General features: G+C 59.6%; 29 protein-coding genes, 1 tRNA gene and 1 pseudogene. 7 read left to right on the top strand and 24 right to left on the bottom strand.

What is annotated here, in order from left to right; all coding sequences use genetic code 11:
• Positions 1–49 precede the first annotated feature (49 nt).
• The gene (locus JZ00_RS23700; protein ID WP_039593704.1) at positions 50–1,222 is read right to left on the bottom strand and encodes a zinc-dependent alcohol dehydrogenase; all 1,173 of its coding nucleotides are present in this window, start codon (positions 1,220–1,222) and stop codon (positions 50–52) included.
• 250 nt (positions 1,223–1,472) lie between these two features.
• On the opposite strand from JZ00_RS23700, the gene JZ00_RS23695 reads away from it, so the two are divergent.
• Both JZ00_RS23695 and JZ00_RS23690 read left to right on the top strand, forming a co-directional pair.
• Positions 1,473–2,159 carry an HD domain-containing protein gene (locus tag JZ00_RS23695; protein ID WP_039593703.1) on the top strand — a complete coding sequence of 229 codons (687 nt, stop codon included), beginning with the start codon at positions 1,473–1,475 and terminating at the stop codon, positions 2,157–2,159.
• Positions 2,137–2,364, top strand: coding sequence for a hypothetical protein (locus tag JZ00_RS23690; RefSeq protein ID WP_235433113.1), 228 nt, complete (start codon positions 2,137–2,139; stop codon positions 2,362–2,364). Before JZ00_RS23695 ends, JZ00_RS23690 begins: the two co-directional genes overlap by 23 nt.
• A 140-nt stretch (positions 2,365–2,504) precedes the next feature.
• On the opposite strand, the gene dapF is transcribed toward JZ00_RS23690, so the two are convergent.
• Together dapF and JZ00_RS23680 are read right to left on the bottom strand one after the other, a co-directional pair.
• Positions 2,505–3,308 (bottom strand): diaminopimelate epimerase, encoded by an 804-nt coding sequence (gene dapF, locus JZ00_RS23685; protein WP_039593701.1) that lies wholly within the window; start codon positions 3,306–3,308, stop codon positions 2,505–2,507.
• A 55-nt stretch (positions 3,309–3,363) separates the two neighbouring features.
• Positions 3,364–3,936, bottom strand: coding sequence for a GNAT family N-acetyltransferase (locus JZ00_RS23680; protein WP_039593744.1), 573 nt, complete (start codon positions 3,934–3,936; stop codon positions 3,364–3,366).
• 203 nt (positions 3,937–4,139) lie between these two features.
• Here JZ00_RS23680 and JZ00_RS23675 point away from each other — a divergent pair, with 203 nt between their 5' ends.
• The gene (locus tag JZ00_RS23675) at positions 4,140–5,117 is read left to right on the top strand and encodes a DMT family transporter (protein WP_411829939.1); all 978 of its coding nucleotides are present in this window, start codon (positions 4,140–4,142) and stop codon (positions 5,115–5,117) included.
• On the opposite strand, the gene JZ00_RS23670 is transcribed toward JZ00_RS23675, so the two are convergent.
• The 3 genes from JZ00_RS23670 to JZ00_RS23660 all read right to left on the bottom strand — a co-directional run bounded on the left by JZ00_RS23670 (position 5,089) and on the right by JZ00_RS23660 (position 7,069).
• Positions 5,089–5,583 (bottom strand): nuclear transport factor 2 family protein, encoded by a 495-nt coding sequence (locus JZ00_RS23670; protein ID WP_411829938.1) that lies wholly within the window; start codon positions 5,581–5,583, stop codon positions 5,089–5,091. The two genes, JZ00_RS23675 and JZ00_RS23670, sit on opposite strands and share 29 nt — an antisense overlap.
• Positions 5,584–5,723: 140 nt before the next feature.
• Positions 5,724–6,746 (bottom strand): UV DNA damage repair endonuclease UvsE, encoded by a 1,023-nt coding sequence (uvsE, locus tag JZ00_RS23665; protein WP_039593700.1) that lies wholly within the window; start codon positions 6,744–6,746, stop codon positions 5,724–5,726.
• Positions 6,747–6,979: 233 nt separating this feature from the next.
• Positions 6,980–7,069: transfer RNA gene (locus JZ00_RS23660), tRNA-Ser, on the bottom strand.
• Positions 7,070–7,375: 306 nt separating this feature from the next.
• On the opposite strand from JZ00_RS23660, the gene JZ00_RS23655 reads away from it, so the two are divergent.
• The 3 genes from JZ00_RS23655 (at position 7,376) to JZ00_RS23645 (ending at position 10,083) form a co-directional block, all read left to right on the top strand.
• Positions 7,376–8,065 (top strand): crotonase/enoyl-CoA hydratase family protein, encoded by a 690-nt coding sequence (locus tag JZ00_RS23655; protein ID WP_039593699.1) that lies wholly within the window; start codon positions 7,376–7,378, stop codon positions 8,063–8,065.
• Between the two features lie 187 nt (positions 8,066–8,252).
• Positions 8,253–8,975, top strand: a complete 723-nt coding sequence (locus tag JZ00_RS23650) for a 1-acylglycerol-3-phosphate O-acyltransferase (RefSeq protein ID WP_039593698.1) — start codon at positions 8,253–8,255, stop codon at positions 8,973–8,975.
• A 136-nt stretch (positions 8,976–9,111) separates the two neighbouring features.
• A complete protein-coding gene (locus tag JZ00_RS23645) occupies positions 9,112–10,083 on the top strand; it encodes a magnesium and cobalt transport protein CorA (RefSeq protein WP_039593697.1) in 972 nt (323 codons plus the stop codon).
• Here JZ00_RS23645 and JZ00_RS23640 read toward each other — a convergent pair.
• The 3 genes from JZ00_RS23640 to JZ00_RS23630 all read right to left on the bottom strand — a co-directional run bounded on the left by JZ00_RS23640 (position 10,061) and on the right by JZ00_RS23630 (position 14,253).
• Positions 10,061–10,792, bottom strand: coding sequence for an amidotransferase (locus JZ00_RS23640; RefSeq protein ID WP_039593696.1), 732 nt, complete (start codon positions 10,790–10,792; stop codon positions 10,061–10,063). The two genes, JZ00_RS23645 and JZ00_RS23640, sit on opposite strands and share 23 nt — an antisense overlap.
• Before the next feature lie 85 nt (positions 10,793–10,877).
• On the bottom strand, positions 10,878–13,022 hold the full coding sequence (locus JZ00_RS23635; RefSeq protein WP_039593695.1) for a 3-hydroxyacyl-CoA dehydrogenase NAD-binding domain-containing protein: 2,145 nt from the start codon (positions 13,020–13,022) through the stop codon (positions 10,878–10,880).
• Between the two features lie 25 nt (positions 13,023–13,047).
• Complete coding sequence (locus JZ00_RS23630) at positions 13,048–14,253, bottom strand: acetyl-CoA C-acetyltransferase (protein WP_039593694.1); 1,206 nt, start codon at positions 14,251–14,253, stop codon at positions 13,048–13,050.
• A 611-nt stretch (positions 14,254–14,864) separates the two neighbouring features.
• On the opposite strand from JZ00_RS23630, the gene JZ00_RS23625 reads away from it, so the two are divergent.
• Positions 14,865–15,677: a c-type cytochrome gene (locus JZ00_RS23625; protein ID WP_039593693.1), complete on the top strand. Its 813-nt coding sequence runs from the start codon at positions 14,865–14,867 to the stop codon at positions 15,675–15,677.
• 48 nt (positions 15,678–15,725) lie between these two features.
• Here the strand turns inward: JZ00_RS23625 and JZ00_RS23620 are convergent, their stop codons facing one another.
• The 15 genes and pseudogenes from JZ00_RS23620 to JZ00_RS23555 form a co-directional block, all read right to left on the bottom strand.
• The gene (locus tag JZ00_RS23620) at positions 15,726–16,529 is read right to left on the bottom strand and encodes a transglutaminase family protein (protein WP_039593692.1); all 804 of its coding nucleotides are present in this window, start codon (positions 16,527–16,529) and stop codon (positions 15,726–15,728) included.
• Entirely contained in the window at positions 16,526–17,476 is a 951-nt protein-coding gene (locus JZ00_RS23615) for an alpha-E domain-containing protein (RefSeq protein WP_039593691.1), read from the bottom strand. The genes JZ00_RS23620 and JZ00_RS23615 overlap by 4 nt, the downstream gene beginning before the upstream one ends.
• 10 nt (positions 17,477–17,486) lie before the next feature.
• Positions 17,487–17,621 (bottom strand): annotated as a pseudogene (locus tag JZ00_RS31615) (hypothetical protein); the annotation flags it as partial.
• A complete protein-coding gene (locus tag JZ00_RS31270) occupies positions 17,573–17,830 on the bottom strand; it encodes a hypothetical protein (RefSeq protein WP_039593690.1) in 258 nt (85 codons plus the stop codon). The pseudogene JZ00_RS31615 and the gene JZ00_RS31270, both read right to left, overlap by 49 nt.
• 227 nt (positions 17,831–18,057) lie before the next feature.
• Entirely contained in the window at positions 18,058–18,399 is a 342-nt protein-coding gene (locus JZ00_RS23605; RefSeq protein ID WP_039593689.1) for a ribonuclease E inhibitor RraB, read from the bottom strand.
• 201 nt (positions 18,400–18,600) lie between these two features.
• Positions 18,601–18,837, bottom strand: a complete 237-nt coding sequence (locus JZ00_RS23600; protein WP_039593688.1) for a hypothetical protein — start codon at positions 18,835–18,837, stop codon at positions 18,601–18,603.
• Between the two features lie 138 nt (positions 18,838–18,975).
• Positions 18,976–19,584: an START domain-containing protein gene (locus JZ00_RS23595; protein ID WP_039593687.1), complete on the bottom strand. Its 609-nt coding sequence runs from the start codon at positions 19,582–19,584 to the stop codon at positions 18,976–18,978.
• A gap of 54 nt (positions 19,585–19,638) precedes the next feature.
• Positions 19,639–19,893, bottom strand: coding sequence for a YkgJ family cysteine cluster protein (locus JZ00_RS23590; RefSeq protein WP_039593686.1), 255 nt, complete (start codon positions 19,891–19,893; stop codon positions 19,639–19,641).
• A gap of 148 nt (positions 19,894–20,041) precedes the next feature.
• The gene (locus JZ00_RS23585; RefSeq protein WP_039593685.1) at positions 20,042–20,524 is read right to left on the bottom strand and encodes a hypothetical protein; all 483 of its coding nucleotides are present in this window, start codon (positions 20,522–20,524) and stop codon (positions 20,042–20,044) included.
• An 85-nt stretch (positions 20,525–20,609) separates the two neighbouring features.
• The gene (locus tag JZ00_RS23580) at positions 20,610–22,052 is read right to left on the bottom strand and encodes an aminotransferase-like domain-containing protein (protein WP_039593684.1); all 1,443 of its coding nucleotides are present in this window, start codon (positions 22,050–22,052) and stop codon (positions 20,610–20,612) included.
• 194 nt (positions 22,053–22,246) lie between these two features.
• On the bottom strand, positions 22,247–23,056 hold the full coding sequence (locus tag JZ00_RS23575) for an OmpA family protein (protein WP_039593683.1): 810 nt from the start codon (positions 23,054–23,056) through the stop codon (positions 22,247–22,249).
• On the bottom strand, positions 23,053–23,412 hold the full coding sequence (locus JZ00_RS23570) for a DUF4398 domain-containing protein (protein ID WP_039593682.1): 360 nt from the start codon (positions 23,410–23,412) through the stop codon (positions 23,053–23,055). The genes JZ00_RS23575 and JZ00_RS23570 overlap by 4 nt, the downstream gene beginning before the upstream one ends.
• A 9-nt stretch (positions 23,413–23,421) precedes the next feature.
• Positions 23,422–24,246, bottom strand: coding sequence for a substrate-binding periplasmic protein (locus JZ00_RS23565; RefSeq protein WP_039593681.1), 825 nt, complete (start codon positions 24,244–24,246; stop codon positions 23,422–23,424).
• 75 nt (positions 24,247–24,321) lie between these two features.
• Positions 24,322–25,251, bottom strand: a complete 930-nt coding sequence (locus JZ00_RS23560) for an electron transfer flavoprotein subunit alpha/FixB family protein (RefSeq protein ID WP_039593680.1) — start codon at positions 25,249–25,251, stop codon at positions 24,322–24,324.
• 2 nt (positions 25,252–25,253) lie between these two features.
• Complete coding sequence (locus JZ00_RS23555) at positions 25,254–26,003, bottom strand: electron transfer flavoprotein subunit beta/FixA family protein (RefSeq protein ID WP_007908338.1); 750 nt, start codon at positions 26,001–26,003, stop codon at positions 25,254–25,256.
• Positions 26,004–26,122: the final 119 nt, after the last annotated feature.

The raw sequence follows: 26,122 nt of genomic DNA, 5'->3' as shown, positions 1-26,122 counted from the left end.
CTCGCCACGGGTTCAGCATTTTCTCAAGGCAACGTGGGGAGCGGAAGGTTCAAGGCTTGAGCACCACCTTCACGCAGCCATCTTTCTTGTCGCGGAAGGTGTTGTACATGTCCGGACCATCCTCAAGGCTCACGGTATGGGTGATGACGAAGCTCGGGTCGATCTGTCCCTCCTGGATGCGCTGGAGCAGGTCGTCGGTCCAGCGGTTCACGTGGGTCTGCCCCATCTTGAAAGTCAGGCCCTTGTTCATGGCGGCGCCGAACGGGATTTTGTCGATCAAGCCGCCATACACTCCAGGGATGGACAGCGTGCCAGCGGGGCGGCACACGTACATCATCTCGCGCAGCACGTGGGGGCGGTCGGACTCCAGCATCACCGCTTGCTTGACCCGATCGTAGAGGGAGTCGAACGAACGGGTCGCATGGGATTCCATGCCTACCGCGTCGATGCACTTTTCTGGCCCCTTGCCACCCGTCAGCTCGGCCAAGCGGTCCAGGACACTCTCGTCATCAAAGTTGATGGTAATGGCGCCCCCGGCCTTGGCCATGGCCAGGCGCTCGGGCACGTTGTCGATGCACACCACCTGCTTGGCCCCCAGGATCACCGCGCTGCGCACGGTAAACTGCCCCACTGGGCCGGCGCCCCAGATGGCCACGGTGTCGGTAGGCTGGATATCGCATTGCACGGCGGCCTGCCATCCGGTAGGAAAGATGTCCCCGAGAAAGAGCACTTGCTCATCGGTCAGGCCGTCCGGGATGACGACCGGGGTGAAGTCCGCGTAAGGCACCCGCACATATTCGGCTTGCCCGCCAGGATAGCCGCCGGTCAAGTGCGTATAGCCAAACAGCCCGGCAGTAGTGTGGCCGAAGGCCTTGTCGGCCAGGTCCTTGTTGCGGTTGCTGCGCTCACAGACCGAGAAATTACCTCGGCGGCATTGATCGCACTCACCGCAGCAAATCGTAAAGGGCACCACCACGCGATCGCCAATCTTCAGTTTCTTGTTGGCCGAGCCCACTTCCACCACTTCCCCCATGAACTCATGGCCCATGATGTCGCCATGCTTCATGCCGGGCATGAAGCCGTCGTACAAGTGCAGGTCCGAGCCACAAATCGCGCACGAGGTCACCTTGATAATCGCGTCTCGCGGGTCTTCTATGGTCGGATCGGGCAGATGGTCATCACAGCGGATATCTTTTTTTCCATGCCAGCGCAATGCTTTCATTTGGAACACCTCCAGGGCAGAGTCGGTGCGCCAGCCATGAAATTCCCTCGTTATGCGCACCTACTGATGTTTTCGTTCGGAGGGAACGCCGACTAGTTCAAAACATGTCTGTGCAGATAAGAAGGACGCGATAGACGGTTGCGCCGATGCTCAGGCTGAAAGCACCCTATGGTTGGAGCCACCAGGATGGATCCTCGTTCAAGCTTGTTGGGTGTCGCCTTTTTTCATTTTTTGAAGCGCAGGAGGAACGATGACGGGTTCGCCAGAAGGGAACGGTTCACTCCCGGCCAGCACACACGGCGACCTCGTCGTGGCCGAGGGCACAGGGCTCGCCGCCTGGGCTTGTGTCTGGGCGGAGCTGGGCGTTGAAAACGCGTCACGAGAAACGTACGAAACACTCATTCGACACTACAGCGAGCCGCATCGCGCTTACCACAACCTGCAGCATTTGAAGGAATGCCTTCAGGTGCGCCAGTGCGTCAACGCTACCTGCCAAGCCCCAGCCGAAGTCGACCTCGCGCTATGGTTCCATGATGCGATCTACGACCCTCTGCGCAGCGACAACGAGCTGCGCAGTGCGCAATGGCTGGACGACGTGGCACGTGATGGCGGCCTGGGCGATGAAACGCGACGCAGGCTTTACGACCTGGTCATGGTGACGCGACACGACGGTGCCCCAGCGTCGGCAGACGAAGCGGTGCTGGTGGACACGGATCTGGCGATCCTGGGGGCATCGTTCGAACGGTTCGAGGAATACGATCAGCAAATCCGCAGCGAGTATCAGCTTGTTCCACTGCCTGTATACCGCCAAAAACGGCGCCAAGTGCTTGAAGGCTTCCTGTCACGCGGGCGCATTTATACGACCGCAGCATACTTCGACGCATTCGAACAGCAGGCACGCGCCAATCTTGCACGTGCCATTGGCCGTCTCGACTGAAATGCCGGGACCAAAATACATTTTTGATTGCCTGATCAACACGTTGGCACATCGGATTGGCGCATTCATCCTTCGCCTACTCAGCGGTGGCCGTTTCAAGGGAGAGAGCGGTTTTGCCTGGGGTTGGGCGGTTGTCGTCGGCGGCTTTGTGATGCTCGCACTTCTCGCGATTCTCATCGCCTTGCTTATCTTTACCAGCGGGTGAGGTGATAAACATTAATGTGAAGCGCGTCTGGTAGCTTGGCTGACCTGATTTTGCTCAGACATTCCGGGCGCCAGGACCGTATCCTGGAAAATAGCACATAACTTTCCGATCAACCCTTTGGTGTCAGAAACCCAAACCGCTCAGCCGACGTTCATCGTCCCCGAAAAACTCGCCGCCACCGGCCCGACAAGAAAGACAGACCCCACGCCATCCCATTGCACGGTCACACTTCCGCCATCGCATTCAACCTCGACGGTGCTGTCCAGCAAACCCCGACGAATTCCGTTAACAACCGCACCACAGGAGCAAGAACCTGAACCCAGCGCGACCCCGGCGCCACGCTCCCAGATGCGCAATCGAATGTGCCTGCGATCAATGATCTGGACAAAATGAACGTTGGTCTTGAGTGGAAATAGAGCGTCGGTTTCGATAGCCGGTCCGACCGTCGCGATATCAAGGCCGGCCAGATCATCGACAAAATAGGTGCAGTGCGGATTACCCATGCTGCACGCGGCTGGATTGCCAGCCAGTGGCAAGGCAGCGGTGTCCACTGCTTGCGCCAAAGGGATGTCCGACCAGTCGAAAAGCGGTACGCCCATGTCGACTGAAATGTTGCCGGTTGGGGTACGTTCGCAAGTCAGCAGACCACGGTGAGTGCGCAGCATCAGCGAAGTCACATTTGCTTCGCGCATGAGCAGGTCCGCCGCACCCCGCGTCGCGCTGCCACAAACATCCAGTGCGGAGCCATCCGCATTCCAGAAAATCAACCGCGCAGCGGCATCGTCGCAATCGAGCAGCACCGCGAGTTGGTTGAAGCCCACCCCGCGGTTGCGATCGCCCATTCGCTGCGCTATGGCACTTGTCACCGGACTGGCCGAGTTTCGTGAATCGACAATAACGAAGTCATCGCCGTTGGCGTGCATTTTGTGGAAGTTCAGCGGCATGAATTTGATCCTGGTATGGGTCTGGCCAAAGTGACTCGGAGCAATCTGGGCTCATTCAGGTACAACTGGGTGTCCTTGACGCAGCTTTTGCCCTAGACCACTCCTCAAGCGTCATTTCCCAAATTTCCTTTAGCAACGCCCCGCAGACAAAATCACCCTGCTGCGTCCCGATCATGCGCATCCCTTCACGCTCCGAAATCTTGCGCGAAGCCAGGTTGCCAACCGCCTTCGGCACTCGCATGACCGGACGCTCCAGCGTTTCGAACCAATAGCCGTTGACTACCGCGCAAGCCTCGCGCGTGTAGCCTTTTCCCTGCCATTGCTGTGCCAGCCAGAAACCGCGGTTATTGCCTGGCTGGTCGTAGAGGCTGATGTTGCCGATGCGCTGTGTGGGCTCTTCGGCTAAACGAATCATCCAGTGCCACTCGCGTCCGGCGGCAACGGCGGGCAGCGCATGGTCGCGCACGTAGGTCAGCGCGCCGTCAGCCGGGTAAGGCCAGGGTACGCGGCGGTCCAGGTAACGGACCACTTCCCAATGTGGGAATAGCCGTTGAATTGCCGGTGCGTCCGTCAGCGCCAAGGGCGTGAGGATGAGGCGGCGGGTTTGGAAGGTGGGGATGATTCCCAAGGTAAATTCCTTTTTTGATGTTGTGGCGTCCTGCAGAGCGGATGCTGCCAGCTTGAGTCGGAAAAGCCAGGTTGCACACTCAGCCACCGCAACTTCCAATCACATCGTTTCACGACCTACACTGAAGGCGCTCAGTACATTGAACCGCATACCGATGATGAAATCGACGTTCATTGGTGGCGTATCGGAGAACCTGCCTGACATTGAAGACGCACTCAAACCTCATCGCCGGTGTAGCCCTCGCAATCGTCGCGACACTGAGCTGGGCGTTGAATTTCATCGCGCCCTACGTCACCGGCGCCTATACGATCCATGATTTGTTGGTCGTAAGGTTCCTGATTGCCGGTGCCTTGGGCCTGGGTGTCGTGCTGCTTTATCGGGCCCAGTTGAGGCTACTGCATCGCGACCAGGTGCTTCTGGGCGCAAGCCTGGGCGTGATCGGCTACCTCGGTTATAGCGCGTGCATCGCCGCCGGCATCATTTTCGGCGGGCCGGTGCTGACCCCGGCCTTCATTGGAATGGTGCCGGTATTGCTGGCGCTGCTGGGCAACGCCACCTCCAAGACCCTCCAGTGGCGCAAACTGGCGATCCCACTGATATTCCTGACGGTCGGACTTCTGCTGTCGAATCTCGGCGCGCTCCATCAACCCGTTGCAGGCGGCGGATCGTGGTTGATGGGATTATTGTTTTCAATCGGAGCCGTGATCTTGTGGCTCGCATTCAGTTGGTTGAACCAGCGCGCCTTGCTCACGCTGCCAGCCCACGCGTCTGGCGCGTGGACCGGCCTCATGATGACTGGCGCCGGCCTGGGCACCTTGTGCTTGTTACCGGTGGTACAAGCGTTCGACCTGTTCAAACTACCGAGCCTGGGTTTCAGCGTTCCCGTTGCGGGGCATTTATATCTCTGGGGTTTCGTGATCGCGTTGATGTCATCCTTTGTCGGGGCCTGGGCCTGGAACGCCGCGTCGCGGCGTTTGCCCATGGTGCTTTCCGGGCAATTGATCGCCCTGGAGTCGCTGTTCGCGACGCTGCTTGGCTTGTGGTTTCACGGCCGGCTGCCGACGCTCCTGGAAACGTCGGGGCTTGCGGCGGTGCTGGTTGGGGTGGTCATGGGGGTGCGGATCATCCTGACGACGCGGGATCCTGTAAAAGTTATTGCGCTGGCGTCACCCGACGCATGAGTTCATCCAGGACATAAGTGTCCAACAATGCCGTCACTTGTATGATTTGCCCGTCCTTGAGCGTCATGTGCCACATATAAGTATTGTTATAGGGCTTGTGATCAAGTGCTGTGGCTGTGCCACGCCAGAGAACAACCACGACATCGTTCTCAGCGATGATGCTTTGCACCGTTGGGACAATCGGCGTAGCCAACCGAGCGGTGATCGGGCGCACGGCTCGGGCCAGCTCAGCCTTGCTGGTGTAGACACCGGACACAGGGCTTGTCCCAGCCACCGTCCATTTCGCATCGGGCGCCAGCAGGTCGAACACCGTGCCTTTGCCCTGCTGCCAATTCGCAAAAGCCTGGCGGACCAGATCCGTATTAGTGTCTTGAACGCTTTCCGAAGCCCAGCTGCTGCCAGCTGAGAATAGGAAAGACAGTGCGAGCACTCGGGCTTGCCAAGCCAAACTCATCCACTTGGTCATGATGTTCTCCCACAGCAATTAAGTTGAGACGTTCTTTCAAGAAAACCTTAACGGCCCATGAGAAAAGGTCTTTGCTCGATACTGCTGCGCGGTTGCCTGATGCTGTTTGGTGTTGGGCCAGCCCGTATTTTGTCATTCGATTAACGCTGGACAACGTCCTCATAAAAATCCTGCGCTGCCACGTTCTTGTCCTTGGCCTCCAACATTATGTCGAACCGGTCCAGAAACCTGAGGGCGTACTGGTTCGTCCAGCGATTCCACATTTGCGCGCTGTGGCCGTATAGGTCTCGCTTGGACACCACCTTCAACAACGCTTCCATCTCAAGCTTATCGTCTGCATCGAAACCCAACTCCTGCAGTCGCTCCGGTGGTTGCGAGTAATGCATGGTGGGCCGTACGCCGCGCCAACTTTCAATGATGCGATCGACTCGTGGGGAATCCGGCGCGATGTAATCGTTCTCGTTGATCCAACAGTGATGGATATCCAGCACGACGGGCGCCAGATCGGAGAGTTGCAGGCAGTCATCCACTCCGTAGGTCTTTTCATCGTTCTCGAAGGTGATGCAATTGCGCGCCACCTCTGACAACCGCGGCCAGACCGAACGTATCCCCTCGCCCCCTAGCCGCCCGGCGATGTGCACATTGCATTTAAAATCCTGGAAACGTTGACCGAAGCCCATCATCCGGATCATGTCGGCGTGGTATTCGAACTCGGCGAGACTGTTCTCCACCACCGGCGGCTTATCCGAACCCAGCACGCAATATTGGCCAGGATGAAAGGACAGCCGGATATCCGCTGAACGCGCCAGCGCACCAATCGCGCCGAAGCGTTTTTCCAGTTGGCTTTGAATGGCAGGGTCCTGATAGAACGCGCTCACTTTCGGATGACTATAGAACGGCAACAGATCGCTGCTCAGTCGAAGCATGCGCAAGGTCGGGGGCAGCTCGGCGACGTAGGCGATAAGGCGCAACTGCGCGTCGAGGTTGTGCGTGATGATTTCCAACAGCTTGTCGCGGGCGACCCGTGGAGAGACGCTGTCCATCCATCGTAACGTCGTGGTGCGCGGATTGAAGGGGGCTTCGATTGTCTTTAGCGCAGCCACCGAGAGGCCGCGATCAGGATGTCGGTATTGGCAGGCGAAGCCAATTCGGGGGTGGGTCATGGGAGGTCCTGGCCGTTGTCCGTGTTGGCGGTAGACATCCTGGTGATCGGGTCGTTGTTTTGGATTGGCTGTTGAAACAGCTTTCCTCGAAAACTGTTCGGGATCAGGCCGTGTCAGCCAGAACAGAAGCGTGGCTGTTCCCAAATCGTTCCCATATCGCCCTTTTCCAGACACCAAAAACCACAAACCCCCGACTTTCTCTAGGAAAATCAGGGGTTTGTGTTTGTAGAATGTGGCGGTGAAGGAGAGATTCGAACTCTCGATACAGTTTCCTGTATACACACTTTCCAGGCGTGCTCCTTAAGCCACTCGGACACTTCACCGTGTCTCGGCAAACTGTTCAGTCTGTCGAGGCGCGCTAATGTAGTCGAAAGCCTTTGCGATGGCAAAGCTTTTTTTCAGAATTTTCATGTGGTTAAGGCTGGCAGCGTTTCAATCGGGCCGGAGCATGGCAAACCGGCCAAACTCTGGCTTTGTCTGCGTACCGAAGTTAAGAAGCGGGCGCGGCCTGTGGGGCGGGCAAGGCCGTTTGGGAGGGGCGGGGCTGACCGGTGAGTCAGTCACGGTGCTTTACCTGGCCTGCGACGGTGGGTAACGTCTGCTTCATCTTTCTTACAAGGAATAAAGTCATGAGCGACTTGATTGCCTACCATCTCGAAGACGGTATCGCGACCCTGACCTTGAACAACGGCAAGGTCAATGCCATTTCGCCTGATGTGATCGTCGCGTTTAACGCCGCGCTGGACCAGGCGGTGGCCGATCGCGCGGTGGTGATCATTACCGGGCAACCGGGAATTTTGTCGGGCGGGTACGATTTGAAAGTGATGACCGCCGGCCCCAAGGAAGCGGTGAGTCTGGTGGCGTCCGGTTCGACCCTGGCCCGCCGCTTGCTGTCCCACCCCTTCCCTGTCGTTGTCGCTTGCCCCGGGCATGCCGTGGCCAAGGGTGCGTTCCTGTTGTTGTCGGCGGACTACCGCATTGGTGTCGAGGGACCGTTCACCATCGGTCTGAACGAAGTGCAGATTGGCATGACCATGCACCATGCGGGCATCGAGCTGGCCCGGGACCGGTTGCGCAAATCGGCGTTCCACCGCTCGGTCATCAATGGAGAGATGTTCAGTCCCCAGGGCGCCGTGGACGCGGGCTTTTTCGACAAAGTGGTGTCGCCGGATGAATTGCAGGCCGCGGCACTGGAAGCGGCACGCCAGTTGAAGAAAATCAACATGACCGCCCACAAGAATACCAAGCTGAAGGTTCGCAAGGCGCTGCTGGATGCGTTGGACAGCGCGATATTGCTGGATCAGGAATACATGGGCTGAACCGTGGTTGAAGCAAGGTCTACGACACCTGCGGCTTGAAAATCGGCAACCGCTCTAAGCCGCTTGTTGCGCAGCGTTTCGAAACATCAGCTTAAACATCGTCCATCTCCTCCCTCTATAGGGACAATTGCTGAAAACAGTGCACATCCGTACACTGCGCCACCTTTTGTCCCAATGGGCCTTGTTGATGTTGTTTGCACTGCGTATGTCGTTGATGGGCCTGCACTTTATCCTGGCGGGTGTGTTGGGTGTGATTCTCGGTGTTTGCCGGCCGTTCAATCCTGACAACAGCCGTTTATGCGCCAGGCTCTATGCAGTCCCTGCGATGTGGATCCTGCGCCTGCGGGTCAAGGCCGAAGTCGACACGCTGATGAATAAAGCCCATAGCAGCGTGATCATCGCCAATCACCAGTCCAACTATGATCTGTTCGTCTTCGGCAACGTGGTGCCGCGTCGTACCGTGTGCATTGGCAAGAAGAGCCTGAAATGGGTGCCGCTGTTCGGTCAGTTGTTCTGGCTGGCGGGCAACGTGTTGATTGACCGCGGCAATGCGATCAAGGCCCGCAAGTCGATGCTGACCACCACCCACACCTTGCAGCACGAGGACACCTCCATCTGGGTGTTCCCGGAAGGCACGCGCAACCTGGGCGAGGAGTTGTTGCCGTTCAAGAAAGGCGCGTTCCAGATGGCGATTGCCGCCGGGGTGCCAATCATCCCGGTGTGTGTCAGCACCTATATCAAGCATATGCAGCTTAATCGCTGGCGCAGTGGCGACATTCTCATACGCTCTCTGCCGGCGATTCCTACAACGGGCCTGAGCATGGATGACATGCCCCGCCTCATCGCCCAATGCCGTGAGCAGATGCGCGAGTGCATCGAGACGATGGACCGGCAGTTGCAGATCGGCTGAACAGAAAACCCGCCCATACGGCGGGTTTTCTTTTGCGGCGAACTCAGCGGATTTTGCTGACTCTCAATCAGCGTGGCGCGCTAAGCTGGACGCTGCCTGCCACTGCCAGATTTCCAAGAAGAAGTGAACCATCATCATGGGTAGAGTTGTTGCTGCTGCGGTTTACAGCGCCGGGAAGAAAATTACCAATATCACCCTCGACGAAGGCAGCGCCTGGGCTGCCAAGCCCGGACACTTCGTGTGGATCGGCCTCGAAGAGCCCAGCACCCAGGAGCTGACCAACCTGCAACGCCAGTTCGACCTGCATGAGCTGGCGATTGAAGATGCGATGGAGAAGCACAGCCGCCCGAAGCTGGAAACCTTCGGCGATGCGCTGTTCATCGTCACGTATTCGCCGGTGCGCAAGGACGGCAAGCTGCAATTCATCGAAACCCATATCTTCGCAGGCAAGGGCTACATCATTACCGCCCGCAACGGTCATTCGGCGTCCTACGCCCATGTCCGCCAGCGTTGTGAGGCTCGTCCGATCCTGCTGGAGCATGGCGAGGATTTCGTCCTCTACGCAATTCTCGATTTCGTCATTGAGAACTACCAGCCGGTGGGCGAAGCCATTCATGCCGAGATCGACGAGCTTGAGCGCAACGTGTTGTGCAGCGCCCTGAATGAACGAGATATCCAGAACCTCCACAGCCTGCGCCGCGACGTGCTGCGCCTGCGTCGCTACGCAGCGCCCATGGTGGAGATCAGCGAAGAGCTGCAGCGCCTGGACTTCCCCTTCATCGACAAGAACATGAGCCCGTACTTCCGCGATGTGCAGATTCATGTCACGCGGCAGATGGAAGACCTGGCGACCCTGGCGGACATCGCCAGCCAGACCATTGAAATCGGCGTGCTGCTCGAAGCCTCACGCCAGAGCGTGGTGCAACGCAAGTTCGCCGCATGGGCGGCGATCCTGGCGTTTCCGACGGCGGTGGCCGGCATCTACGGGATGAACTTCGAGAACATGCCGGAGCTAACCTGGCACTACGGGTACTTCCTGGTGCTCGGGTTCATCGGGGTGGGATGTACCGCGCTGTGGGCAAGCTTCAAGCGGTCGGGGTGGTTGTAGGCTTGTGGGCGACAAACCGCATCATCCACTCGGCCACGGTGGTGCCGTGATGCTCTTGTTCGAGGCTCGCCACGCCCTGGCTGTAGATTTTTTCGCCGAGGTGTTGCTGGCGAATCTCCAACAAGGCGCGGGAATAATCGTGGATGAATTCCGGGTGGCCCTGGAAGCACAGGACCTGATCATTGATGTGATAGGCCGCATACGGGCAGAAATCGCTCGAAGCAATGACGGTGGCGTTTTCCGGTAGCTCGGTGACCTGATCCTGATGGCTGATCAACAAGGTCAACTCCTCCATCACCGGGTTCATCCACGGGGCCTTGGCCGCGAGCTTGTAGCGATGGGTGCCCACCCCCCAACCCTGGCTGGCGCGCTCGGTCTTGCCGCCCAGCAACAACGCCAGCAGTTGATGACCAAAGCAGACGCCCAGCAACTTGTCGCCACGTTGGTAGCGGTCCATGAGGTAGGTCTTGAGCGTCTGTATCCACGGATCGGTACCGAAGGAATCCGCCTTGCTGCCGGTGACTAGGTAAGCGTCGAACTGCTCATCATCGCTTGGGTATTGCCCTTGCACCACGTTGTACACGACAAACTCGGCCGCTACGGGCTGCTGCGAAAACAGGCGCTGGAACATCTGCCCGTAGCCCTGATATTGGTCGACCAGTTCTGGACGCAGGACATCGGTTTCCAGAATGCAGATGCGTAGCGACATAAAAAATACCTGACACGATGATGGGAATATTGCACACCCCAGAGCCTGCCCTGAAACACCGTCTCAAGGCAAGTCCCATGCGCGGTCAGAACAGTGCCTGAGCGGCGGCCTTTTCCAGCAACAAGGCGGGTGGCGCAAAACGCTCCCCATATTGTTCGGCCAAGTACTGGCTGCGGGCGATAAACGCCTGCAAACCGTACTGGTTGATGAACTGCAAGGCCCCGCCTGTCCAGGCCGCGAATCCGATACCGAAGATCGAGCCGATATTGGCATCCGCCGTCGACGTGACAACGCCCTCCTCGACGCAGCGGACGGTTTCCAAAGCCTGGATGAACAGCAGGCGATCCCGGATATCCTGGGCAGGAATTTGCCCGGCAGGTTTCTCGAAACGCTCCTTGAGCCCCGGCCAGAGGTATTTCTGCCCTTGGGCGGGGTACTCGTAAAAACCGGCCCCGGCCGTTTTACCACGCCGCTTGTATTCTTCGAGCAGCAGGTCGATCACGGCGAATGCGGGGTGCTCGGGCGGTGCTTTCCCTTCTGTTCGCGAGTCGATGGCGGCCTGCGCGCGGATATGGCTCATCAGGCTGAGGGAAACTTCGTCGCAGACAGCCAGCGGTCCGATCGGCATCCCGGCCTTGCGTGCCTCGGTTTCGATCATTGGCGCACTCACGCCCTCGCCGAGCATCGCGATGCCTTCGTGGATGAAGGCGCCAAACACTCGTGAAGTGAAAAAACCACGACTGTCATTCACGACAATCGGTGTCTTGTCGATTTGCCGGGCAAAATCAAAGCCACGGGCGAGCGTCTCGTCGCTGGTACGGGCGCCCCGGATAATCTCGACCAAGGGCATCTTTTCCACCGGACTGAAGAAGTGCAAGCCGATAAATTTGCCCTCGTCCGGCACTGCCCTCGCCAGGCCGGTTATGGGTAAGGTCGAGGTGTTGGAGGCGATAACCGCGTCCGGGCCGGCCACCGCCTGGGCTGCGGCCGTCACGCTGGCTTTGAGGGCGCGGTCTTCAAATACGGCTTCGATGATCAGATCGCAACCGGCCAGGTCCACATCGCTGTCGCTCGGCTGGATCCGCGCCAACGTGGCGTCGCGCTGTTGCGCGGTGAGTTGGCCGCGGGCGACTTTCTTGTCCAGCAGTGCCGCCGCGCGCGCCCTGCCCTTCTGTGCTGCGGCCAGATCGACGTCCCTGAGCACCACGTCAATGCCTGCTGTCGCTGCGACATAGGCGATACCCGCGCCCATCATTCCGGCGCCGAGCACAGCGATTTTTTTTGTCAGAAAAGGCGCATAGCCTGGGGGGCGAGAGCCTCCGGCCTTGATCTCGTTGAGTTGGAACCAGAACGTGCCGATCAGGTTTTTCGCCACCTGTCCGGTTGCCAGTTCAGTGAAATAACGGGTTTCGATCAGCAGCGCCGCATCAAGGCCTACCTGCGCGCCTTCCACCGCGGCACAGAGGATCTTCTCCGGTGCCGGCAGGCAACCCTGGGTCTTGTTGCGCAGGATCGAAGGCGCGATCGCCAGCATCTGGGCGACGGTCGGGTCGGACGGCGTGCCCCCAGGGATTCGATAGCCCTTCCTGTCCCACGGCTGGGCCACGCTCGGGTTGGCGAGGATCCATGCCCTGGACTTGGCCAATAGCTCGTCGCGATCGGCCGCCAGCTCATCGATCAGGCCGGCCTGCAACGCTTGTTGCGGACGAACCCGCGTGCCTTCGAGCAAATACGGCAAGGCCTTTTCCAGCCCCAGCAAGCGCACCATCCGCACCACACCGCCGCCGCCCGGCAACAGGCCAAGGGTGACTTCCGGCAGGCCGATCAGCACCGACGGGTGATCCAATGCCACCCGTTGATGGCAAGCCAGGCAGATTTCCCAGCCACCGCCCAGGGCCGCACCGTTGATAGCGGCGACCACCGGTTTGCCGAGGGTCTCCAACGCGCGCAGTTGCGCCTTGATGTCAGAGACCGTTTTGTAAAAAGCCTGGGCCTGGGATTTGTCGACCTGGACCAGCTCGTTCAGGTCGCCACCGGCAAAAAAAGTCTGCTTGGCGGATGTGATGATCACGCCGGCAATCGAGTCTTTCTCGGCGCTCAGGCGAGCAACGCAGGCGGCCATCGCCTCGCGATACACCGCGTTCATGGTGTTGGCGGCCTGCCCCGGCATGTCCAGGGTCAGCACGACGATCCGGTCCGGCCCGGTTTCGTAACGAATGGCATCGGTCATGAAATGTGTTCCTTGAAGTCGGGGCTCAGAGGCGTTCGATGACAGTGGCAATACCCATGCCGCCGCCAACACACAGCGTCGCCAGGCCATAACGCAGGCGACGCGCCTCCAGTTCATCGAGCAGCGTGCCGAGGATTGCGCACCCGGTGGCGCCCAACGGATGGCCCATGGCGATCGAGCCGCCGTTGACGTTGACCCTGGCGGGGTCGATGGCCATGTCCTTGATGAACTTGAGTACCACCGAGGCGAAGGCTTCGTTGACTTCGAACAGGTCGATGTCCTCGACCCGCAGCCCCGCTTTCGCCAACGCCTTGCGGGTGGCGGGGGCCGGGCCCGTGAGCATGATGGTCGGCTCGGTGCTGGTGACGGCGGTGGCGACAATCCGCGCCCGGGGTTGCATCCCCAGCTCGCGGCCTTTGGCCTGGGAACCGATGAGCATCAGCGCCGCGCCATCGACGATGCCCGAGCTGTTGCCCGGGGTGTGCACATGATTGATCCGCTCGACATGGCTATAGACGCGTAATGCCGTGGCGTCGAACCCCATTTGGCCCATCGCTTCGAAGCTTGGCCGCAGTTTGCCCAGGCCTTCGAGCGTCGAGTCGGCGCGGATGAATTCGTCGTGATCCAATAGCACGATGCCGTTCTGGTCCCGCACCGCCACCAGTGATTTATCGAACGAACCGTTTCCCCGCGCCCGCGCGGCTTTTTGCTGGGACTGCAACGCAAAGGCATCGACATCCTCGCGACTGAAGCCCTCCAGGGTGGCGATCAAGTCGGCGCCGATGCCCTGGGGAACGAAATGACCGTGCAAGTTGGATTGAGGGTCCAGCGCCCATGCGCCGCCATCGCTGCCCATTGGCACCCGTGACATGGACTCGACGCCGCCCGCCACTACGAGGTCTTCGAAACCGGAGCGCACTTTCATCGCCGCCAGGTTCACCGCCTCCAGGCCCGAGGCGCAAAAGCGGTTGAGCTGAACGCCAGGCACGCTGACATCCCAGTCAGCCACCAGGGCGGCGGTCTTCGCAATGTCGGCACCTTGATCGCCAATCGGCGTCACGCAGCCGAGCACGATATCGTCTACCTGGCTGGTGTCCAGGCTGGTGCGTTCGCGCAACGCGGTCAACAGCCCGCTGACCAGGGTCACCGGCTTGACGGTGTGCAGGGCGCCATCAGATTTACCCTTGCCGCGAGGCGTGCGTAATGCGTCAAAAATCATCGCTTCGGTCATGACATCCTCAAGCCGCCATCGGCTAATCTAGAACATCTCCAACCTTAAGCCCAGCGGCCGCGGATGCAATGACCTCAAGGCTCAATGGCATTGACAGGCACGCTCAGACGAACGGTAGCGAGCTATCGGGTTAACCGTTTCAGGTAAGCAAGCTGTCTAGCAAAAGGGCCGGCAAGCAGCTGGCAATAGGCCTCATGTCTTTTTGATAGCGTCAAGCGCTAACCTGATATTAATTGGATCTAAGCCAAGTGGGCTGCGGCCCCTAATGTAAACCTTGTACAAGAAAGTCGTCGGGTTTTGCCGAGGCGCTTGTCACACAGGAAGTGCACCGCCAGCCGTCACGGAGTTACGCAGGCTGGCCTCAGGAAATAACAAAAAAGGCGGGTCAGCCATGTTCAAACATTCGAAAGTTCGTCAAGCCGGACTCATTCTCTTCGCCACGACGCTGCTGTTGATCTTGCCGAATATCACTAAAGTGATCGGCTGAACCAGGCGCGCGGTGTCCGCATCATCAGACGTTGCTTCGCCCAATAAATGTGAGAGGGTTCGTTGTCCGGCAACGGTGGCTGTGCCAACCTTTGCGCTCCCCCTCGACATGGAAGGCGATTCATTTGAAAGCATTTATCGTCATTGGGGCGCTGCTGATCAGCAGCCCTCTATACGCGGCGCAACTGGCGCTGGATCTGGGCGCGGGCGCCCGCACCTGGCAAACCGAAGAGCTGCTCAAGCATCCTGAAGCGCAAACGGTCCAGATCAACGAAGACGTTTCCTACAAGAAACCGATGACCTATCGCGCCGTGCCGTTGGCCTCGCTGTTGACCGGGATAAAACCTGACGATCATCTGCAAGCCGTGGCCCTGGACGGTTTCGCGGCCGAGATGCCCGCGGCGCCACTGCTCAATGCGAACGGCGCCCGCGCGTGGCTGGCGATCGAGGACCCGGCCAAACCCTGGCCGCCCTTGGGAGAAGGCAAGAAAAGCGCCGGCCCGTTCTATCTGGTGTGGACCGATCCACAAGCGGGCCCTATCAGCCCCGAGCAATGGCCCTACGCAGTGGCAAGTATCAAGCGCCTGTCGGCGGTGGCCGATCGGTTCCCGGCCCTACTGCCCTCGCCGAGCCTGGCCAAGGACGATCCGGTCAACAAAGGCTTCGAGTTGTTCCAGAAAAACTGCCTGGCCTGCCATCGTCTCAACGGCGCCGGTGACGCGCAGTTTGGTCCCGACCTGAACATTCCCTTCAACCCTACGGAATACTTCTCGCAAGATTTCCTCAAGCGTTACATCCGTGATCCTCAAGGCCTGCGCCATTGGCCCCAGGGCAAAATGCCGGGATTCTCCGCGGCGGTGCTCCCCGATCCGGAGCTGGATCAGTTGGTCGGGTATTTGAAGCACATGGCAGGACGCAAGCAGCCGTTGAAACAGTAGTTGCTTGCGTAGCGAGGGCACGAGCTCCCTCGCCACAAGCTCCGTCCGTTACTGCTGCTGCACCGTAATCACCGGCGCGGGCGTCACCAGCACTTTTGCGTGCATTTGTTCATATCCGCCGCCTCGGCGCATGCCACGCACTGGGCAGGCATCGAGGTAATCCAGGCCCACCGCCAACTTCAGGTGTCGCTCCGGGCGAGCCAGTTGGTTGGTCACGTCAAAGCTGTACCAGGCGTCATCGAGCCACGCCTCGGCCCAGGCGTGGCTGGCGAGGTGTTCGCTGTCCTCATTGAACAGGTAGCCCGAGACATAACGCGCCGGCACACCCAGGCTGCGAGCGCACGCGAGAAACGCATGGGCATGGTCCTGGCACACCCCGCTGCGCCCGGCAAAGGCCTGGGCCGCGCTGGTCTCGACTTCAGTGGCGCCGGGCGTGTAGGCCATGTGCTGGTTCAGCCCGTGCATCAGGTCGATCAACGCCGAGCGATCCCGCCGCTGCTTGCATTGCGCTTGAGCGAAGACACGAAGCGCATCGTCGGCCTCAGTAAGCCGGGTGAAGCGCAAGAACGGCAGCGCCGAACGGCTTTCATGCTCGGCTTCGTGCAACGGGTCGATATCCACCTGCCCACGGGCACCGATGATGATGGTTTCGTGGGGCTCGTCCAACGTCAGCACATGCAGGATGTTGCCGAACGGATCGAGCTGCGACCGCACCGGCCTGGGCAGATCCAGCTGCCAGCTCAGCACATGCTGGCGTTCGCTGTCGTGCGGTGTCAGGCGCAGGTACTGGATGCTGGCGCGAACCTGGTCTTCGTAGTGGTAGGCCGTTTCGTGGCTGATCGAGAGTCTCATAAGACCTCCAGGTAGGAACTGTGAATGGCATCGCCCAGTTCACGAACCAGTGGGATGAATTCGGTGAGCCAGGCATGCAACCCACCGTCCAGGATTTCGCTGATGCCGGTGTAGCGCAGGCGTGCGTCCATTTCCGCCGCCAGGCGCTGCGCCGCGCGCCCATTGGTACCCGGCAGGCTGGCGAGGATCTGGTCGATTTCTTCGGTGCAGGCGCGCAATGAACGCGGCACGTCCGCGCGCAACAGCAACAGCTCGGCCACATGGCGCGCCACCGGGGCGTCACGGTAGATTTCGGTGTAGGCCTCGAAGGAGGACAGTGCCCGCAACAGCGCGCTCCACTGATAGTAGGCGTGGGCGGTCCCGTCGCTGACCGCGTCGGCCTGGTCGCCGGCCATTTCGTAGCGGGCGTCGAGCAGGCGCAAAGTGTTGTCGGCCCTTTCGATGAAGGTCCCCAGCCGAATGAAACGGAACGCATCGTTGCGCATGATGGTGCCGTAGGTGGCGCCTCGAAACAGGTGCGATCGTTCCTTGATCCACTCACAAAAACGGCTCATGCCGTAGCGCCCCAGGCCTCGCTCGGCGATGTCGCGAATCTCCAGCCAGGTCGCGTTGACGTTTTCCCACATGTCGGCGGTGATTCGCCCTCGCACCGCGTGTGCGCTCGCCCGCGCAGAGCCGAGGCAACTGTAGATGCTTGCCGGATTGGCTGCTTCCAGCGCGAAAAAATGCAGCAAGCGTTCGGCATGGGGTTCGCCGTGCCTGTCCCGGTAATCCTCCAGCGTACCGGTTATCAACAGCGGCATCGCCAGTTCATGCAAGCCGTCGCCACGCCCGTCCTGGGGCATCAATGACAGCAAGTAGCTGACGTCGAGCATCCGTGCGAGGTTCTCCGCCCGCTCCAGATAACGCGACATCCAATAAAGATCCGAGGCGGTCCTGCTTAACATGTCGGTTCCTTCATTCTTCGACCCCCCAGGTGTCCTTGGTACCACCGCCCTGGGACGAGTTGACCACCAGGGAACCTTCGCGCAGCGCCACGCGGGTCAGGCCGCCCGGCACCAGGCGCGTTTCCCGACCCGAGAGGACGAACGGAGCGCCTCGACGACCGCACAGATCGATGCGTTCCGCGAACGGATCAAGGCCAGGAGTTCATCGGGTGTTTCGGCCAGCCAACGGGCGAAGGCACGATAGTGGGGGCGGACCTGGCCGTCGGCATCGTACATCTCATCAAAACCAGTGCGGCTCATGCCGTACTCCTTGTCACCCTGGCTCAGGCGTCGCAAGGCCCGTGCCAGCGGCATAAACGCTTTATGATCAACGACTTGGTTTATCCCTCGACAGGCCGAGCACCCTCGTGGTGCGGCGAATATCCCTGTCCGGCCTGCCTCGCTTCATTGCGACGCAAAACGTTGCTCTCCAGAGCATAGTCGACTCATGATCGTGGTTGGCTGCAGATAAATTGATCGGGGCCAGACATGAAAACGGCCGACACAAAGGTCAGCCGTTGCTGTGATGCAGGGAAAAGGTGTCAGGCCTGCAGGCGGCGGATCTCCTGCTTGACGCCCCACCCTTCGATAATGCCACCCAGGGGCTCGACCACCGCTTCGAAGTTCAACTCGAAGTCGCCGATGTCATCATAAGTGGCGTACATCACCCGGCTCAGTTCGAGCGACCAGGCGCCATCGTCCCGAGCGCTGATCTGCGCATTCAACGACTCCCCCCGAAAATGACCTGCCGCCCTGCGCGCCCGCTCCTCGTCGGGGAAGATGGCGTAGAACTCGATGGGATGGAATTGGGAGAAATCGAAACCGCCTTCTTTCATGCGGCGCAGCACGCTGGTGCTGATGTCTTCTTGATAGGCTGTGCTCATGAAACGTCCTCCTCAGACCGATGGATAGACTTTCCGTCTTCCCGTGCGTGCAACCTGCGGTTACAAGCAGTACGGCATCAATTGGCCGTCGGGACACAAGCATGTAGCTGACAAGACCGGACCTTGGCGATCCTTTCGCTGATCTCGATTGCAGAGTAGCTTCAAGTCATCGCCACTGCCAAGCGGGACCAGACAATGATTTCATGAAATCGGTTTAATGCTGATGATTTCAATGCTGTTTTGGGTTTTGAGGCTCTTGACTGTGGGATCGTCGGTGCGACCTTCCAGGTCGTTGAGGTCCAGCTCTTTCGAGAGAGGCACCAGCTTTTCACGAATCAATTGTGCAGCTTGTTCCATCGTGGGCTCCTGGGCGTAATCAAACTGCTCGGCGATCGTTTCGCCGTGATCGTCAACGAAGGTGATTTCCCACTTTTGCATCAGTGTCTCCTTGATCGATGGAGTGGCCGGGCTTACCTCTATCTCGACACTGGCGGCGAAACGATCGTTCCGCTGAGTTCGCTGACGGTTCCAATGAAAAAACCGCCTCAAAGGCGGTTTCTTCAATGAAGCTGCTGTTTATTTTTCAGCGCGTTCTTTCAGTGCTTTCAGCGTATTGAACGGCGCATCCACCACGAACTTGTTGGCCAGCCAGGACGGAACATCACCACCCGGCTCGGTGTGCACCTGATAAATCACTTCGATCTGGTTCGCTCCCTTGGGCGTGAACTTCCAGAAGCCATCGACTTGCGTCACGCGCACGAAGCCTTTCTCTTGCGGGGCATAGGTGGGCACACCCTTGAGGTTGCGCGTCAAGCTACCATCAGCACCTTCGACGGTCGTGACTTCCAGCACGGAGTCACGGGACGTGACCGGCCATGGCGTATTGAATTGGGTATACGTCCAACTCTTGTCGCCCTCATGCTTGAGCAGCTTCTGGCTCTTGCATTCATGGATCCACGCGCACGCGCCCGTGACGTCTTCCTGCAGGGCCCGCAGTTTGGCCATGGTGGTTTTCATCACGGTGACGCCGCGATAGGCCTTGTACTTCGAGCCAGGTACCTCGCTCAGCGAAACCTGGATACCTTCCTTATCCTTGGCGACCTGCCAGTCTTCTGCCTGGGCGGTAGCCGTTGCCAACAAGACGGTCAAACCACACAAAGCAGCCATACGATGCAGCGAACCCATAATTGTTTTCCTTATCGTCCAAGTTCGTTCAGATCATTCTCGATCGTTGTCCCACTACGCTGCCGTGACCTGCTCCCACCAGCCAATCAATCGAATGGCTTCTTCGCTGTTGTTGCCGCAGACCTCAGGGTCCGCTTCAAACGCCGAGCACACCGCCGGGCGTTCCCGCTGGCCGAAAATCTGGCAGAGATTGTCTGCCGATAACTGCACGCAACGCTCCCCCGCCGGCTTGCCTTGGGGCATGCCAGGGATGGGAGAACTGATGGAAGGGGCGATGCAGCAGGCGCCACAGCCTTCTCGGCACTTCATGACGACAGGATCCTCACGACAGGTAACGTTGGGTAACAGGACACAGGGTAACGGCTAAAACACTCGTTTTAAATTGCCGTGCAGGTGTTTTTTTGGTTGTAGGCAGGATGACTCGGCAGTCAGCGACGAACAGCAACATGCCACGGGCTCATTGCTTGAATTCGAACTCCAGCGCCGCGCCTTCCACTTCGTTGCGCTCCTGATTGCGCAGCGGCAGCTGCATCTCGTTGCTCAACAGACGACCGTTGAGTTGGAACGGGCCTGGTTTGTCGCCGAACATGGACGGCAATAGCGGCTCACGCTTGGGCAGGGGCGTCTTGCCGGGTGGCTGCAGCTGGTCAACCATCTCATGTGGCAGGCTCAAGTCCAGCTTGGCCGGCGGCAACGGGGTCTTGGCGACCTCACGGGCCGATTTACTCTTGGAGGCGATAGGCGCGCGTTTTTTCTTTGCGGGGGCCGTTTTGGCGGCTGCCTTCTTGACCGTCTTTTTGACCTCGGCCGTTTTCTTCGGGGTGTCCTTGGTGGCGCTGGCGGCAGGCTTCTCCTGCGTCGGAGCTGCCACCGCACTTCCCATTTGGAGGGCACTCAACAGGCCGATCAAAACCCAGGCGGCAGGAACAATGGCTTTCATAGACACGACGACACCTACGGCAGAGACGTCCATGCTCGCCCGATATCGAGGCGCTGACAAGCACATAGGGCTAACCCGTTGATTTCTAAAATAACCCGCTGGCGGTCTCTTGGCACAGTTGAGTGGCCAGCAATCCCAGCGTCATCAAGGCCCGCTCTGCCTCGCGATTCCAGGGCGTGCCGCAGTTCAGGCGGATGCAGTGGTTGAATTGCTCGGTGTTACTGAAAATCAGCCCAGGCGCGATGCTGATGCCTTGTTGCAGTGCACGGACATGCAGCTCCTGGGTGTTGACCCGCCCCGGCAGGCTGACCCAAAGGATGAAACCTCCGGTGGGACGACTCATTTGCGTGCCTTCCGGGAAGTACTGCTGCACCGCCAACTGGAAGGCACTGAGATTCTTGCGGTACTCCTGGCGGATGTAGCGCAGGTGCCGGTCGTAACCGCCGTTCTCCAGGTAAGCCGCGATGCCCATCTGCGTCACACTGCATGCCGAATGGGTGCTGAAGGTCTGGAGTCGCTGGATCTCTTGTTGGAACTTGCCGGCGATCATCCAGCCAATCCGAACGCCAGGTGACAGGGTCTTGGAAAAACTCGAACAGTAGATCACTCGATCCAAGCGATCGTAGGCCTTCAATGCCTTGGTCCGGCCCTGTTCGAACATCAGTTCGCCATAAATGTCGTCTTCGACGATCTGGATGTCAAAGTCCGATGCCAGGCGCAGCAGTTGCTTTTGCCGCTCCTCGGGCATCGTGCCGCCGAGGGGATTGCTCAAGCGCGTGGTCAGCACCAACGCCTTGATCGACCATTGGTTAGCCGCCAGTTGCAGGGCCTCAAGGCTCATGCCAGTGACCGGGTCGCTGGGAATCTCGATCACCTTCAGGCCCAACAGATCCGCCAGTTGCAGCAACCCGTAGTAAGTGGGCGACTCGGCGGCGATCAGATCCCCGGGACGCGTCAGCACCCTCAGGGACATCTGCAGGGCGTCGACGCAGCCGTGTGTAATCACTACCTCGGAAGGGTCCACCACGACGCCGGCATCACGCATACGGATCGCGACTTGCCGGCGCAACGGCTCGAAGCCGGGACTGAACATGTAGCTGAAGGCCCGTGGGCTGTGGAAGCGCGTGACCTTGGCCAATTGCTGATGCAATGCCCGGACAGGGAGATAATCAACGCTCGGCACCGCCGCGCCCAACGGAAACACGCCTTCGCGGCGCGACTCGACCAACACCTGCTGGATGATGCTGCTGCGTGTCACCAACCCGGGACGTTCGACCCGGGCGATGTCCGGCGTCGGCGCGGTCAAGGCCGGCGTCTGGTGCACGTAGTAGCCCGATTGCGGCCGCGCGCGAATCAGCCCCTGGTCTTCAAGATTGGCGTAGGCCTGCAGCACCGTGGCGTGGCTGACGTTGAGCTGCGAGCTCATCTTGCGCACCGACGGCACGCGTTCTCCGGGCTGATACACGCCGCGCCGGATGTCTTCAGCCAACTGTTGCGCAATACGTTGATAGAGCAGGAGGTTGGTCATGACGCAGTACTCGATTTCGCAGGCATTTTATTCTTGTCGGAAATTTTACCGGCACAGTTTAGAAGTGTACTGGGACAGTTGCCAGATTACTCGACAGTACAGTGGGTTGACAGCCCCAACTGTACTCATCTCATGCACAAAGCGAAAAAAAACCCGGCGCCTCGAAGGGGCCGGGTTTTCCAGTAACGCCGCCCTCAGCGGGAAGCGCCGAGCTGGCCCTTTTCATCGGAAAACACAATTTCAACGCGGCGGTTCTGCGCCCGGCCACGCTCGCTCGCGTTGACGTCCACCGGGTATTGATCACCGTAACCTTCGACCTGGATGCGCTTCTCGTCAATGCCCAGGTCCACCAGCACGTCCGCTACGGCTTGCGCACGGTCGCGGGACAGCTTGAGGTTTTCCTGCTTGCCGCCAGTGCTGTCGGTGTAGCCTTCGATGCGTACCACGCGCTTGGGATTGAGTTGCAGGAACTGCACGATCTTGAGCACCACGCGATTGGCCGAATTCTTCAGCTCGGCTTCGCCGGTGTCGAACAGGACATCCCCGAGTGTCATCACCAGGCCGCGATCGGTCTGGGTAGTGGCCATCGCCATGATCTGCTCTTCCAGCCACTTGCCCTGCTGCTGGACACTCAGCAACTTGGATTCGCGCAGTGCCAACTGCAGGCGCTGGCGCTCCAGTTCGAGTTTCGCTGCGCGCTCTTCGTTGAGCACCTGGTTGCTGTGTTCACGGGCGATCTGACTGTAGCGCTGGCTCAGGTAGGCGTAGTGCTGCACGTCCTCACCGCTGCCCCAATAGCTGGACAAGCGATCCGCGCGGGCCAGGGATTCGCCGGCCCGAATCACGTCCCGGGGGGCGGCACGCAGTACATTGGCGTCTTCCTTGACCTTCTGGAAATCGGAGTTGGCTTGTTCGAGCGCCACTTCGCTGCGCTGCCCGGCGCAACCATACAAGCTGGCCAGGCCCGCAAGGACCAGGCCGCCCAATACGTGGGAGTGCTTCATTGGGCATCCTCCCGCAATTGTTTGCGCAAGCGCTTGATGCGCGTATCCAGCAGGTTCAGTTGCTCTTGGCTCTTGAGGGTCAGCACCTTCGCTTCGGCCAGGCGCGCATCCAGTTCGGCTTGCTCGGCGCGCATACGCGCCTTTTTATAGGATTCATCCGCCATGTTGGACTTGGCGCGTGCGAATTTGTCTTCAGCCAGTTTCAATTCAGGCACTTCATCGGTGGTTGCACCCACTGCACGGGCCTGCTCAATGGCCTGCTCAGTCAGGCGGATCTGTTCATTCGGCGCCGGATCGGCTGCGCAACCCGCCAGAGCCAGAACGGCCAGGGCAGCGAAAAGAGGTCGAATAGTCACTAATGTTCCCTACTGTTTTGGGGCAATGACGGGTGGCTTCAACTGTGTTCTCCAACGCTCCAGGTTGCGCTGCAACACAGCCTCCGTCAGGCCGGACGCGGCCAATTCTGTCATCTTTTGCGCCAGCTGTCCGCGTAACCATGGGTCATTGCAGGCGGAGTTATGGGAAAGCGCAAGGAACAGGCCCGGCTTGTCCATCGGTTGTGGCGCAGCTTGCAGGTCGCTCGCCATCCCCAGCGTCTGCGCCATCGCCAGGCCGGAATAACGCCCCGCCAGTACATATTCCACTTCACCCAGGAGCAATTTCTGAAAGGCCTGGGTCAGGTTGGGTGTACGGGTCAGGGTTAGATTCTGCTCAGCGAAGACGGCAAATCCCTCCGTCATGCGGGCCTTTTCCGACAAGGCGCCGGGATGCCCGTGAAGATCCTCCAGCCGCTCGATGACCAGTGTCGAATCCTTGCGAGTCCACACCAGGTAATCGTTCTCCAGCAGCGGCGGATGCACGTAGTCCAGGGCTTGCAGTCCGGTCGTGGTCAATGGGGCATCGGCGAGCAGGTCCATGCGTCCGCTGCGCACCTCGTCCAACGCCTGGGCGCGCTTGCCGGCGTAAAGCAATTCGATCTTGATCCCCAGCGCCTGCGCCACCTGCTCCAACAGGTCGGCACCAGCACCGATCAGGTGCCTGGGGTCCTGGGGATCCTGCCAAAGATAGGGTGGCGCATCAGGGCTGCCGGTGGCGATCAGGCGCTCGCATTTGCCAGCGGCGACAGACAGGCTTGGCACGCAGGCCACCGCCCACAATAACGAATAGCCAGCCAAACGGCGAAGATCCATGGCACTGAGCTCCCGGAAGCGAAAAATAAAAAACCCGGCCAAAGGGCCGGGCTCTTTATAAGTGAAGACGCCGGATTAGACCAGCTTCTCCAGCTCAGGGATGGCTTCGAACAGGTCCGCCACCAGGCCGTAGTCGGCCACTTGGAAAATCGGCGCTTCTTCGTCCTTGTTGATCGCAACGATCACTTTGGAGTCTTTCATACCGGCCAGGTGCTGGATCGCGCCGGAGATACCGACGGCGATGTACAGCTGTGGCGCAACGATCTTGCCGGTCTGGCCGACCTGCATGTCGTTGGGTACGAAACCTGCGTCGACCGCGGCGCGGGAAGCACCGACGGCGGCGCCCAGCTTGTCGGCCAAGGCGTACAGGTGCTTGAAGTTGTCACCGTTCTGCATGCCACGGCCGCCGGAAACGACGATCTTGGCAGCGGTCAGCTCAGGACGATCGGACTTGGCCAGCTCTTCGTTGACGAAGCTGGAAATGCCGGCGTCGTGGGCAGCGCCTACGGCTTCAACGGCAGCCGAGCCACCTTCGGCGGCTACCGGGTCGAAACCGGTGGCGCGGACGGTGATGACCTTGACCGAAGCGGTCGATTGCACGGTGGCAATGGCGTTGCCGGCGTAGATCGGACGCTTGAAGGTGTCGGCGCTTTCGACCGAGATGATCTCGGAGATCTGGTCGACATCCAGTGCAGCGGCGACGCGAGGCAGGATGTTTTTACCGTTGGAGGTCGCGGCAGCCAGGATGTGGCTGTAGCCCTTGCCCAGCTCGGCGACCAGAGGCGCGACGTTTTCCGGCAACTGATGCGCGTAGGCGGCGTTGTCGGCCGACAGCACTTTTGCCACGCCAGCGATTTTCGCAGCGGCTTCGGCAACGGCGCTTGCGCCCTGCCCGGCTACCAGTACGTGCACATCACCACCGATTTTGGCGGCGGCAGCAACGGTGTTCAGCGTGGCCGGAGCCAGCGCCTTGTTATCGTGTTCGGCGATTACCAAGATAGTCATAGTTAGATTACCTTCGCTTCGTTTTTCAGTTTCTCGACCAGTTCAGCCACCGACTTGACCTTGATGCCCGCGCTGCGTGCAGCCGGCGCTTCGACTTTCAGGGTCTTGTTGGTGGAGGCGGTGGAAACGCCCAAAGCGTCAGGCGTCAGCACTTCAAGCGGCTTCTTCTTGGCTTTCATGATGTTTGGCAGGGACGCATAACGCGGCTCGTTCAAACGCAGGTCGGTGGTGACGATGGCCGGCAGTTTCAGGGAAACCGTCTGCGCGCCGCCGTCGATTTCGCGGGTCACGGCAACGCTGTCGCCGGACACTTCGACTTTCGACGCGAAGGTGCCCTGGCCGTAGCCGCTCAACGCGGCGAGCATCTGGCCGGTCTGGTTGTTGTCGCTGTCGATGGCCTGCTTGCCAAGGATGACCAACTGTGGCTGTTCCTTGTCGACAACGGCTTTCAACAGCTTGGCAACAGCCAGGGAAGTCAGGTCTTCGGCGGATTCGACGAGGATGGCGCGATCGGCACCCAGCGCAAGCGCGGTGCGCAGTTGTTCCTGGGCGGTGGTCGGGCCGATGGAAACGACGACGATCTCAGTCGCCACGCCTTTTTCTTTCAGGCGTACGGCTTCTTCTACGGCGATTTCGCAGAAAGGGTTCATCGACATCTTGACGTTGGCGAGGTCGACGCCGGAGTTGTCCGCCTTGACGCGAACCTTGACGTTATAGTCGACCACTCGTTTGACAGCTACAAGAACCTTCATGGATTCCTCGTTACTCTCCGGTGAAAAGAAAGTCGCCTGGGCGAACCTGGCGGTTGATGATCATGGGCGCAAGGGCACCTCTAAAAACGCCGGCATGAACCACACATGACCTTTGCTCA

This window comes from Pseudomonas frederiksbergensis (genome assembly GCF_000802155.2).
In the GTDB taxonomy this organism is placed as follows: Bacteria; Pseudomonadota; Gammaproteobacteria; order Pseudomonadales; family Pseudomonadaceae; genus Aquipseudomonas; species Aquipseudomonas frederiksbergensis_A.
This window is presented reverse-complemented; position numbering and strand designations above follow the sequence as displayed.